Origin of the sequence: Labrenzia sp. THAF35, from assembly GCF_009363595.1 — a bacterium.
Classification (GTDB): domain Bacteria; phylum Pseudomonadota; class Alphaproteobacteria; order Rhizobiales; family Stappiaceae; genus Roseibium; species Roseibium algicola.
In genome coordinates, this window is sequence record NZ_CP045380.1 from 5,567,566 (window position 1) to 5,579,528 (window position 11,963).

Consider the following 11,963-nt stretch of genomic DNA (forward strand, 5'->3'; position numbering starts at 1 on the left):
CCGCCTCTCCGCTTCCCGTCAGATCACGCCTCTGCTTTGTCGGGCGACACATCCCGCGTCACCACCGCAGCGCCCGCTTCCAGGGTGCGATGAACAGGACATTTGTCGGCGATCTCCAGAAGCCGGGTTCGCGTTGCTTCGTCAAGGTTGCCTTCCAGCGTGATCAAGCGCTCGAACCGGTCGATCTTGCCATTCCGCGACTTCACGCTTTCCGAACACTCTTCGCAATCGGCCGCGTGCACCTTGCCGTGCAGAACACGAGTGCCGATCCGTTCGATATCCAGCCCCTTGCGTTCAGCATACATGCGCAACGTCATGACCGTGCAGGCCCCGAGTGCGGCGGACAGATATCCATAGGGCGACGGGCCGCTGTCGAACCCACCGACATCCTTGGGTTCGTCGGCAATCATCCGGTGTACTCCGCTCGTGACCATGACCTGAAACTTGCCCTGGCCGGTCTCCACCACCTCAACACCATCCTTTGCTTCGTCGCCGGCCTGTTCAGCTACCGGATCGAGATAACGCCCGACCCAACCGGCAATCACACGTGCCGCATAGGCCGCGTCCTGGCTCTTTGAAAGAAGATGGTCGGCCGTATCGAGCGACACGAAGCTCTTGGGATGCTTTGCGGCAACGAAAATGCTGGTGGCGTTGTCGATTCCGACAACCTCGTCGAGCGGGGCATGCATCACGAGAAGCGCCTTGCCGAGACCCGCGACCTTGTCACGAACCGACTGGGCTTCCAGATCGTCCAGGAACTCCTTGCGAATGGTAAAGTTGCGCCCTTCGAGAGAAACCTCTCCTTCGCCCTGCTCGCGGATCGTCTCTTCCACTCCCTTGAAGCTTCGGATCACGTGATCCGCGTCGGAGGGGGCGCCGATCGTCACGACGGCCCGCACTTCGGGAATGTCGGCGGCAACGGACAGAACCGCGGCCCCGCCGAGCGAATGGCCGATCAGGAGCTGTGGAGCCTGATAGTTGCGGCGCAGATAATCTGCTGCCCGCTTCAGGTCTTCGACGTTGGAGGAAAATCCGGTTGAGGCGAAATCGCCGCCACTGCCGCCGAGGCCGGTGAAATCGAACCGGAGCACGGCAATCCCCTCTTGTGAGAGCGCACTGGCAACGTGGCGGGCGGCAGCGATATCCTTGGAGCAGGTAAAGCAGTGCGCGAACAGGGCGAAAGCCCTGATCTTGCCAGACGGCAGATCCAGCCGGGCCGCCAGACTCGCGTCGTGCGCGCCGTCAAATTCCAGTTTCAGCGGATGCTGTCCCATTCTTCTGCCTCCTTGCGGTCACTCGGCCACAGGTAAGCACACCTGCCCGTCATGCAAGTCACGCATTGGTGTGAACACAGTGACCGCAGATCTTGAACGGTATGCAGCTGGTGAGACCGAAAACGAACGGCCGGAAGTGTCAGTCGGCCTTGTCCAGCAGCGCCTGCAGCCTACGCTCCTCTTCCGCGGTCAGCTTGGGAGCGGAGACATCATTGGCAGCAGCACGATTGCGAGCACGCTTGCGCAGGGCTGCAACAATCGCAATCAGACCCGCAATGAGGGCAACGGGGCCCGCGGCCCACAGAACGATGGTATGCCAGGCGAAGCGAGGCTTCAGCAGCACGAATTCGCCATAGCGGGACACAAGGTAATCGATCACCTGCTCGTCACTGTCGCCGGCGACCAGTCGCTCGCGTACCAGGACGCGCAGGTCCTTGGCCAGCGGCGCGTCGCTGTCATCGATGGACTGGTTCTGACAGACCATGCAGCGCAGTCCAGCTGACAGAGCGCGCGCACGGCCTTCCAGTACCGGATCGTCCAGAACTTCGTCGGGCGCAACGGCAAGAGCCGGTGCGGCAAGCAGGCTCACACAGAGCAGCAGGGCAAGGAATAGACGCTGTATCATCCGGTCACTCCGCCGCTGCCACACTTTGCTGACGTTTGCGGGCCGGTTTCGGAGCCCCCACGCGCAGCCGCCTGTCTGCAATGGAGAACACCGCACCGAGGGACATGATCACACAGCCAATCCAGATCAGGGTGATCAGCGGCTTGAAATAGACGCGCACGTCGACAGCGCCATCGCCGCGCCCTTCACCGAGCGAGAGATAGACCTGCGAAAACCCTGTCGTATAGATACCGGCTTCCGTTGTCGGCATCTGGCGCGCCGTGTAAATGCGCTTGGAGGGGTCAAGCTCGGCCACCAGGGTTCCGCCCTGACGGATGGAGAAGTGACCGACTTCTTCAGTGTAGTTCGGACCGCGGCGCGGTGCGGCGCCTTCGAAGGTCATCTGGTATCCGGCTAGTTCGACAACATCGCCCGGACGCATTGTGAGGACACGTTCTTCCTGAAACGCGGAAGCCGTGACAATGCCGAGGACAGTAAGGCCGATGCCGAAATGGGCAGTGGCCGTTCCCCAGGCAGATCCCGGCAGGCCAACAAGACGGGCAAACCCGCGCTTGAAGCCTATTTCGAAGAATTTGACACGGGTCACGATTTCGGAAATTGCACCCGCCATGACCCAGACCGCCAGCCCAACACCAAGCGGCGCCAGCACCTTGTCCATGCCCCAGGCCCAGTAAGTGACCAGTGTCAGCAACAGGGCGAGACCGAAAGCCGCATAAAGCCGCTGGCAGGCCGCCCCAAGATCAGCCCGTTTCCAGGACAGGATCGGACCGAAAGGCACTGCCAGGAGCAGCGGCACCATCAGGGGACCGAACGTCAGGTTGAAGAACGGTGCACCGACTGAAATCTTCTCGCCAGTGACGGCATCAAGCACCAGCGGATAGAGCGTGCCGACAAAGACGGCTGCACAGGCAGCGGTCAGGAACAGGTTGTTCAGCACCAGACCGCCTTCCCGGCTGATGGGTGCGAACAGCCCCCCCTGTTTCAACATCGGTGCACGCCAGGCGTAAAGGCTGAGCGATCCGCCGATGAAGATGCACAGAAGGCCGAGAATGAAGACGCCGCGGGCCGGGTCGGTGGCAAACGCATGAACCGAAGTCAGGACGCCTGAACGCACCAGGAAGGTGCCGAGAAGCGACAGGGAAAAGGTGAAGATCGCCAGCAGTACCGTCCAGACCTTCAGCGCCTCGCGCTTTTCCATGACGATTGCCGAGTGCAGCAGAGCCGTGCCCGCAAGCCAGGGCATGAAGCTGGCATTTTCGACCGGGTCCCAGAACCACCAGCCACCCCAGCCAAGTTCGTAGTAGGCCCAGTAGGAGCCCATCGCGATGCCGAGCGTGAGAAAGCACCAGGCAAGCAGTGTCCAGGGCCGCACCCATCGTGCCCAGGCCGCATCGATACGGCCGAGGATAAGTGCAGCCACCGCAAAGGAGAATGTGATGGAGAAGCCGACATACCCGACGTAAAGCAGAGGCGGGTGAATGGCGAGGCCGATGTCCTGCAGGATCGGGTTCAGGTCAGACCCTTCCAGCGGAGGATTTGCAATCCGGGTAAAAGGGTTGGACGTTGCCAGCAGGAACAGGACAAAACCTGCAGTAACCCAGCCCTGGACGGACAATGTCACCGCTCTCAGGTCGGCCGGCAGGTTGCCCCCGAAGACGCCAACAAGAGCCCCGAAGAAAACCAGGATCAGAACCCACAGAAGCATCGAGCCTTCGTGGTTTCCCCAAACGCCGGTGAACTTGTAGAGGAGGGGTTTTGCCGAATGGCTGTTCTCGACAACGTTCAGCACCGAGAAATCGGAATTGAGATAAGCACCCGTCAGCACCACAAAGGACAGAAGGACCAGGAGAAAGAGCATCACCGAAACCGGCGGCGCCACCGCCATCAGGCGTTCATCCTTCTGGAGCGCCCCCCAGATCGGCAGAACGGATTGGACAAGTGTCAGCGCGAAGGCCAGCACAAGTGCGTAGTGTCCGAATTCGACAATCATGTCCGTTCCTCTTCCTCACCGGCACTGCGAACAATCAGTTCGCGTTGCCCTCTTCACCTTGCCAGTGTCCCTGCGCCTTCAGCGCTTCGGCCACTTCCTTGGGAATGTAGTTCTCATCGTGCTTGGCCAGCACACTGTCCGCAACGAAAACTCCGTCCGAACCGACGACCCCCTCGGTCACCACGCCCTGCCCTTCCCGGAACAGATCCGGCAGGATGCCCTTGTAGGTGACGGCAACCGTATTGGCCGTGTCGGTTACACGAAAGCTGACTTCGGCATTGTCGGAGCGCACGACCGAGCCTTCCTCGACCAGGCCACCGAGCCGGATCCGCTGCCCGGGTGCAACGCCGTTCTGGGTGATTTCGGTCGGGCTCTGGAAAAACACGATCTCGCTTCTCAGCGCGATCAAAATCAGCGTCAGGGCAATGGCCAGAACCGCGCCAGCCGAACCGATAAGGGTCAATCGTCTTTGTTTGCGTGTCATCAGCGAAGCGTCCGATTTTCAATTCCCCGGCGCAACTGCGCCGCCTGCGGCAGGTCTGCCGCTCAACCGTCAGTTAGACCAAGCTGGCTGGCAGCGTCCTTGATCATGGACAAGTCCTCCGGCTTGTCCGCATATGCCGACAGCGCCTCCTCAAGAGCCTTTTCCGCATCCTGTTTCTTACCCAGAACCATATAGGCACGGATCAGCCGGTTCCACTCATCCACCGATCCGCCTTCCGTGGACAGACGCTCGGCAAGGCCGGCAACCATGCCGGCGATCATGGCCTGACGGTCATCCGCGGCCATTTCGCTGGCGGCAGAAACCTCCTCCTGGGACGGTCCTGGCAAACTGTTGCCGACCGGTGCGCCGCCTGTCAGCCGGGCCATTTCCTGGCGTGCGGCCCCAACCCAGGCTTGGGTCTCATCAGCGCCCTGAAGGAGAGCCTGCCAAGCGGAAATCGCGTCTTCCTTGCGGCCTTCCTGGCCAAGCGCCAGTGCGAGAAAGAATCGTGGCTTTACGGCTGCAGGTTCCAGCGACACGGCCTGCTCGAAAGCGGCGCGGGCATCGGCTGTAACCAGACCCTGGTTTGCAATCGTCAGGGCTTCGCCCATATCGGTGAGCCAGGCCTGGTTCGGCCCGAGAATGCGGATTGCATTGGAATAGGCTTTCGCAGAAGCCTGAGGCTGACCGAGCGACAGGTAGACCGGAGCAATGACTGCCCAGCCTTGTCCATCTTGCGGATTTTCCGCCAGATGCCGTTCAACACGGGCAACCAGCAGATCGACGGATTGTTCTTCCGCTGGTGCGCTCAGACGGCTGAGCAACGGCTGGTCGGGAAGATCGGGAGAGCCAAGGACAAGATAAAGTCCGAAAGCTGAGGCTGGCACCGCCAGCAGGGCCAGCCCCTGCGCAAGCTTGAAGCCTCCACCCTTGGAGCCGTCCTGTTTTTTGCTGTCGCCCCTGTCGTGGGCTGCAAGCAGACGGCGCGCGATTTCCGTTCGCGCTGCCTCGGCTGCTTCCGCGTCTATCAGGCCCCGTTCGAGTTCCGTCTCGATCGCCGCAAGCTGCTCGCGATAAACCGCTTCGTCCGCACGCGCCGGTGCATCCTCCTGATGGCGCCGTGTGCGCGATAGAGGAATAAGTACCGACAATGTCGCAACCCCGGTCAACAGGGCAATCAGGATCCAGAACACCATGGCCGCACTATAGACAATTCAATGCGGACAAAAGCAAGGTGGCTGGGATGTGACCGGCGGTCGCGGCGCAAACAAATCGGTGAATGAGGCCAGACCTTCAAGACCATTGCGGCAACCGGCTTTGCAATGCGCAGACTTCGAAGGCCTAGCGGGAACCGTCAGCGCCGGCCAAGAGCATTGGCGACAAGTTTGCGTTCCGGGCTGGGGCCGGAACTGGCATCGGCCGCGTTCTTGCTCGCTTTTGCATAGGCGGATTGCCGGCTGCGGCGCAGCTGCGCGGCGTAATCCGTGCCGAAATAGATCTCCGACAGCATGATGGCGACGTCGGCCGCGGCAATCTGCGCCTCCAGCGCAGGTCCCTTGGATTTGCCAAGATCGGTGATCAGAGAACGGGTCAGGATTTCAAGCGTCTGTTCGACTGCCTGGCGTGTACTTTTGCCGATCTCGTTGACGGCGAAGGTCTCGGAGGCGTTCCGAACCATTGCGACCACGCGCAACGTACGCACGGCGTCATCAATCGCGATCTGGTCGATCTGCAGCTTGCCGTCCTTGTCGAACTTCGGCACCTGCAGGGCGCGCCGCACACTGCTGTGGGCGCTGTTCAATTCCCGGGTGACGACACTGGAGATGCTGCGTTTGGTTTCCGCCAGACGTTTGTGCCACCTGCCGGTGACCGACAGATCCATGTCACGTTCAACGCCGCGGACCAGCAAGTGGTACTCCGACAGCGCCTGAGAAAAGGCCACCGGGTCCGGATTGTTGTTGCGATGTTCGAACGCCAGGATCTGCAGGCGTTCGGCCTCGCTCATGACCACATCAACAAATGGTGCGAACTGCGAACGAGCAATCGCCTTGGGGTCAGGGTCGCCTGCCAGACGTCCGGCGAAGGCACACAAGGCCGAAGGCATGTCCGAGCGGTCCACCAGCGCGGCGGCGATCACCGGAACATGGTCGGGAAATCGTGCGGTGCATTTGTCGACGAGACGCAGCACCTCAGTATCCTGCTTCAACCGATGCTCGTTGATGCGATCCGGTATGTTCTGCAGGAACGGCACCAGCCAACGTTCTGCCGCAAAGATCTTCTGAATGTCCCTGACTTCGGAGATACCGCGTTCGCCGCCAAGTTCGATTGCCATTCGGCGCTTGTCTTTGTCGGACGTTTCCGCGCGGCGCAGCATGTCGCCGATGGCGTCCACGGCACGCGAGCGCAGAGCCTGCACCAGGGCATCCACACGCTCACCACTAACGGCAGAATTTCCGGCCTGTTCCAGCACTAGGCGAATGTCGGCAGCCATGACATCACGACCGAGCCAGTTCCAGACACGGTCGAGAATGCCTCGCTGGATTCGGCCCTCCTGCCGCTGTGGCAGCATTTCGTTGATCAGAAAATCATCCAGCGGTGTGAAGAACATCCGTTGGATCTGATTGCGTCGCTGAGCGCCACCCGGCATGCTCGGTGCAACCGGCTGCGGTTTGCGAATGAGTGCCACGGCTGCGGCAAGAACGAGCTGGATATGCGGATCAGCGTGTTTTTGAACCTTGGCGCGTTCCAAATTGCGGACCAGAGCCTCAACCGCCTTGGGGCTCAGACTACGCAAGTAGGTTTTGATTTTGGTTTCAAGCTGGTCCGAATATGTCATTCACAGCGTCAACATCGCGATCCTAGTTACCGCGAGTTTAACGTTAGAAGACTTAAGCAAGTGTTGAGAATAAATACCGGGAACTTAAAGGGCTTCGGACAGCATCACCAGAACACTGTCTCCCTTTGAACCCTTTCCGCGCCGGCTGGTTCAGCCGATCACCTGCCAGGCACCCTGGTCAGTTTCACACGCCGTGCCGCGCGCCTGCAAGGTGCGGCCCTGGAGAACCATCTCGTGCGTAAACTCGCGGCAGCTGGTCTCGTTGACGAAATAAACCGGTCCGGGACGGACCTGACCACTGCGGCCGGTACGCTCGTTCTGCCAGGCAACCGAAACCCCAAGGCCCCGCGCGCGCAATGCCCTGCTCTGGGCATCTTCGGCTGCCTTGCGGTCAGACGGTTCAAGCGCGTCCCCGAACTCGTTGTTCACCAGCACCGAAATGGCCGTATTCGCTTCCGAGCCCGAAACATTCGCATTCGGGTCACCGAAAAAGGACCCCCAAGTGTTGCTGTCTCTCGACCCGGACGTCATGGAGCAACCTGCCAAAGCAAAGGCAAGAGCAAGACACGAGGCACCGCGAAGACGCATTCTTGAAAGCTCCAAGTTCTTCGAATTTCAACCAGAAGCAGCTGAAATCCGATTGCTGACCATTTTTCAAAGGCTAGCGCAAAATGACTGCGCTAGAAGGCGTGAAACCGGCGCAAACCGGTCGATGAATCAGTGTTATTTTCAATTTGTGGCCGAACTTGGCCACAACCGTGTCTTTGTTTCCGCTCTTTGCATCACATCCTATCACAGTCCCGCAAGGGCGGCCCAAGCGAACGTTTGGTAAATCCCCTATTCCTTGCTGAGCGCCGGCAGCACCAGACGTGCCTTCAGGCCTCCGAGCGAGGAACTTTCAAGATCGAAGGTACCGCCGTAAAGGGCGGCGAGATCGGCCACGATCGACAGGCCAAGACCTGTTCCCGGCACGGTTTCATCCAGACGCCGACCGCGCTTGATGGCTTCGGCGCGCTGTTCAGGTGTCAGTCCGGGCCCATCATCCTCGACCGTGATCGTGAACATGTCCCTGTTCGTGGCCGGATCGTTCAACGGTGCCACCTGCACCCGCACCTTCGAACTTGCCCATTTGCAGGCATTGTCGATCAGGTTGCCGCTCATTTCTTCCAGGTCCTGGCTTTCGCCTCGAAAGCGGATCTGACCGGACTGCGCGAAACCGACATCAACGCCTTTGTCCTGATAGATCTTGCCCATGGCCCGGATCAGACGGGCAAGAACCGGCTCGGTCTCGCATGAAACACCGATCACCCGCCGCTGCGCCGCCATGCGGGCCCGCTCCAGATGATGCTGGATCTGGGTCGACATGATCGATGCCTGTTCGGACACCTTGTCCGCCAAGGGGCCGCCGGACGCCCTTGCCTCGTTTGAAATGACCGACAGCGGGGTCTTCAGACCGTGCGCAAGGTTGCCGACGTGGGTGCGTGCCCGCTCGACGATTTCCTTGTTCGACACGATGAGCGCGTTGAGTTCCACCGCCAGCGGCGCGATCTCGCGCGGCAGAGCCTCGTCAATGCGTTCGGCTTCACCCTGTCGCACGGCCGAAAGCGACGCACGCAGGCGCGCAAGTGGCCGCAAGCCGAATTTCACCTGCAGGAAGATCGCCAGAATCAGCCCGAGCCCGACAATGCAAAGCGTGATGGCCACAAGCCGCGCGAACTCGAAGATATCCGCCCAGAACCCTGCCGTTGCAGCGCCGACGGCAATTACATAGGCCGCGTCTTCAACGGTAATTCTCTGCTGGAGCACGCGGATTTCGTCAACGGTCGGCCCGACGATGAACCCGGCATTGGCGTCGTCCTGCCCGATCGGCGGCGTATTCAACGGATCTCCCACCAGCGACTCCGATGCATAGAGGATCGACGGGCTGTCGGCGCGTCGAACCGTCCAGTACCAGCCGGACAGTGGCAGGGAGAACCGGGGATCGCCGCGGTAGGTCGGCGCAGTCAGGGTTGCGGTTGCCTGGTCAGCACTGGCATCTGCGTTGGTTGCCAGCATTTCGGCAATCAGTGCCTTGATATGGACCTCGAGCTGGGCGTCAAACGCCCGTTCGCTCGCTCTTTCATAAAGGCTCACCAGGAACACCCCGGCGATGGCGAGCGCGATGGTGGACCATACAGCCGCCACGAACACCAGACGTGCGGCAAGCGACCGCTGAGGCCGATTCACGGGCCGGCCGTCCCCGTTGGCAGAGGTCTCAGGTGTCACTCGCCGCTCCCAGGCGGTATCCGAGCCCTCGGATGGTTTCGATCATGTCCGAGCCGATTTTCTTGCGCAGACGGCCGACGAAGACTTCCACCGTGTTGGAATCACGATCGAAATCCTGATCGTAGAGATGTTCGGTCAATTCAGTCCGGGAGATCACCTTACCCTGGTGATGCAGCAGATAGGACAGCAGCCTGTATTCATGCGAAGTCAGCTTGACCGCGCTGCCGTCCACAGTTACCCGGCCGGATCTCAGATCCAGCCGCACCGCACCGCAAGTGAGTTCGTTGGAGGCATGCCCGGCAGCCCGGCGCACAAGCGCACGCACACGGGCAAGCACTTCCTCCATGTGGAAAGGCTTTGCAACATAATCATCGGCACCGGCGTCGATCCCCGCAACCTTGTCCGACCAGCGGTCGCGCGCAGTCAGGATGAGAACCGGCATGGTGCGCCCGTCGCGGCGCCAGTTTTCCAGAACGGACAGTCCGTCGAGGGACGGCAGGCCGAGGTCAAGCACCACGGCGTCATATGGCTCGGTGTCGCCGAGAAAATGCCCATCCTCGCCGTCCGTCGCACTGTCGACCACATAGCCGGCCTCTTCCAGGGCGGCCACCAGCTGGCGGTTCAGATCGGTATCGTCTTCGACAACAAGAATGCGCATGAAATTCAACTTTATGACTGATGGAGTCGGAACCAGATCAACCAACCGAAAGCCGGCAGGAAGATGTCGCTTCTAGCAATTACCTGTTGGCGTTGACTGTGACAGTTGTCACCTTGCCACCCTTTAGGACCGACAACAGATAGACGTATCCCCCACCCTGCTGGCAAAGCTGGGCCTTGACGATTTCACCGCCTGCCTGCCCTGCAACCGCCCCAAGCGGGGCGGCCTTGCCGCTGGCCACGGCTTCACGGGCCTGCGACTGGGACAAACAAGCGGCTTGCGCCGGCGCAATGACGGCGAATGTCAGGATCAAAAGGGCAAATATCTGTTTCACGTGTCCGATTCCGGTCTGCTCACGAGGTCATGCGCAAGGTGTAATCAATTTCACCTGAACGCAAGCTGAACCGGTTGTTTGGATTTCTTCAACTGCCCTTCTTGCGGCGGCGTCCTTCCGCCGCCTTGTCAGCCCAGCGCCACTTCGTCCGTCTGCAGGTCGTCGTAACGGCCCTTGAACTGCTCGAACACCTGCAGCGTCCGCCGGGCGATCCCTGTCCAGCCGAACACGCGGCGTGCGAAGCGAGCGCCCTCCACCGAGAGGGTTTCGCGCATCCAGGAGTATTGCATCGGCATGTTCAGCATGGCGGCAAACTCTTCTGGTCGCTTGGGATCGGCCACCAACGCATGTCGGCCAAATTCGATCTGGTCGAACAGGCCGCCGTGAATCGTCACCACAGTCGGCGTTCCGCAGGCCATCGCTTCCACGGCGGTCATGCCGAAAGGCTCATAGCGGGAGGGAAGTGCGAAGATACCCGGACCACGATAGAAATCGGCCAGATCTTCATCCGCGACATACCCACGCCAGCTGATGGCATCGGACACGCCCAGGGAAGAAGCGACTTCCTTCCATTGCGCGAGCAGCGCCTTGTCGCTGTCCGAATTGGCACCGGCTGCAAGCACAAGGCGTGCGTCGGGCTGCAGTTTCAGGAGGCTCGGCAAGGCTTCGATGATCAGGTCATAGCCTTTGTTTTCCGCTGCCCTGCCAACGACGTAGATATCCGTTTCCTTGAAATCGTGCTTCCGGCGCGCTTCCGCGACCACATCCGGTGTTGCGGGCGTAAACCGGCCTTCGTCGATGCCCGGCGGGATCATGGTGATATGCTCACGCGGCAGCTGGTATTGCTCGACGATCAGGTCCGTTTGCTGCTCGGTCGTCGCGATGATGTGGTCGCAGTTGCGGTAAAGAACGAATTCCTTCTGGATCCGCTCCTTGAAGCGGTACCCGGCCATCTCTTCTTCACCTGCTCCCACCATGTCGTGTTCTTTCCACCAACCGAGGGAGTGCGGCGTGTGGATGTGCGGGATCTGCAGTTCCTCGGCGATTTTCTGGCCGGCGACGCCTGCATCCCAGTAATGAGAGTTGATCACGTCATAGTGCAACTTGCGATGACGGATCATCGCCAGCGCATTGGTGACGAAGTCACCGTACCAGTCGTGCATGTCCTCCTTCCGGATGAAATCGGATCCTCCGAAAGGAACGCGTACGACGCGCAGGTTTTCATTGATGATATCCTCGGCCGGCTGGTCTTCGAACTGGCGCGTCATGACATCGACCCTGTAGCCGAGCCGCGCGAACCGTTTTGCCAGCTCCAGTACGAAGACCACCTGGCCGCCCGTATCCGGTTTACCCAGTTCCGGCGATCCGGCCACGTAACCGTGCAGCGAGATCATCAGAAGGGAACCGATATTGTGCTTGTTCATGTGTCGTTACCTTGTTCGTGTGTTTTGATCTCCATCTACCCAGGCGTTCTTTTGCTCTTTTTGCTCATCGGCC

11 protein-coding genes are annotated in these 11,963 nt (G+C 60.3%); all 11 read right to left on the reverse strand.

Annotated elements, in window-relative coordinates; all coding sequences use genetic code 11:
* Positions 1-23: 23 nt before the first annotated feature.
* A complete protein-coding gene (locus FIU93_RS25600) occupies positions 24-1,274 on the reverse strand; it encodes a bifunctional alpha/beta hydrolase/OsmC family protein (RefSeq protein ID WP_152507144.1) in 1,251 nt (416 codons plus the stop codon).
* A 139-nt stretch (positions 1,275-1,413) separates the two neighbouring features.
* Complete coding sequence (locus FIU93_RS25605; RefSeq protein WP_077290392.1) at positions 1,414-1,899, reverse strand: cytochrome c-type biogenesis protein; 486 nt, start codon at positions 1,897-1,899, stop codon at positions 1,414-1,416.
* A 4-nt stretch (positions 1,900-1,903) separates the two neighbouring features.
* A complete protein-coding gene (locus FIU93_RS25610; protein ID WP_022997829.1) occupies positions 1,904-3,889 on the reverse strand; it encodes a heme lyase CcmF/NrfE family subunit in 1,986 nt (661 codons plus the stop codon).
* Between the two features lie 34 nt (positions 3,890-3,923).
* Positions 3,924-4,373, reverse strand: a complete 450-nt coding sequence (ccmE, locus tag FIU93_RS25615) for a cytochrome c maturation protein CcmE (RefSeq protein WP_055658701.1) — start codon at positions 4,371-4,373, stop codon at positions 3,924-3,926.
* Positions 4,374-4,435: 62 nt separating this feature from the next.
* Positions 4,436-5,569, reverse strand: a complete 1,134-nt coding sequence (gene ccmI, locus FIU93_RS25620; RefSeq protein ID WP_152507145.1) for a c-type cytochrome biogenesis protein CcmI — start codon at positions 5,567-5,569, stop codon at positions 4,436-4,438.
* Positions 5,570-5,727: 158 nt separating this feature from the next.
* Positions 5,728-7,209, reverse strand: coding sequence for a hypothetical protein (locus tag FIU93_RS25625; RefSeq protein WP_022997832.1), 1,482 nt, complete (start codon positions 7,207-7,209; stop codon positions 5,728-5,730).
* 150 nt (positions 7,210-7,359) lie between these two features.
* Positions 7,360-7,797, reverse strand: coding sequence for an RT0821/Lpp0805 family surface protein (locus tag FIU93_RS25630; RefSeq protein WP_055658695.1), 438 nt, complete (start codon positions 7,795-7,797; stop codon positions 7,360-7,362).
* A 249-nt stretch (positions 7,798-8,046) separates the two neighbouring features.
* Positions 8,047-9,435 carry an ATP-binding protein gene (locus FIU93_RS25635; protein ID WP_286202386.1) on the reverse strand — a complete coding sequence of 463 codons (1,389 nt, stop codon included), beginning with the start codon at positions 9,433-9,435 and terminating at the stop codon, positions 8,047-8,049.
* A 28-nt stretch (positions 9,436-9,463) separates the two neighbouring features.
* Entirely contained in the window at positions 9,464-10,132 is a 669-nt protein-coding gene (locus tag FIU93_RS25640; RefSeq protein ID WP_022997835.1) for a response regulator transcription factor, read from the reverse strand.
* A 79-nt stretch (positions 10,133-10,211) separates the two neighbouring features.
* Positions 10,212-10,466 (reverse strand): PepSY domain-containing protein, encoded by a 255-nt coding sequence (locus FIU93_RS25645; protein WP_022997836.1) that lies wholly within the window; start codon positions 10,464-10,466, stop codon positions 10,212-10,214.
* 128 nt (positions 10,467-10,594) lie between these two features.
* Positions 10,595-11,890 (reverse strand): glycosyltransferase, encoded by a 1,296-nt coding sequence (locus FIU93_RS25650; RefSeq protein WP_152507146.1) that lies wholly within the window; start codon positions 11,888-11,890, stop codon positions 10,595-10,597.
* Positions 11,891-11,963: the final 73 nt, after the last annotated feature.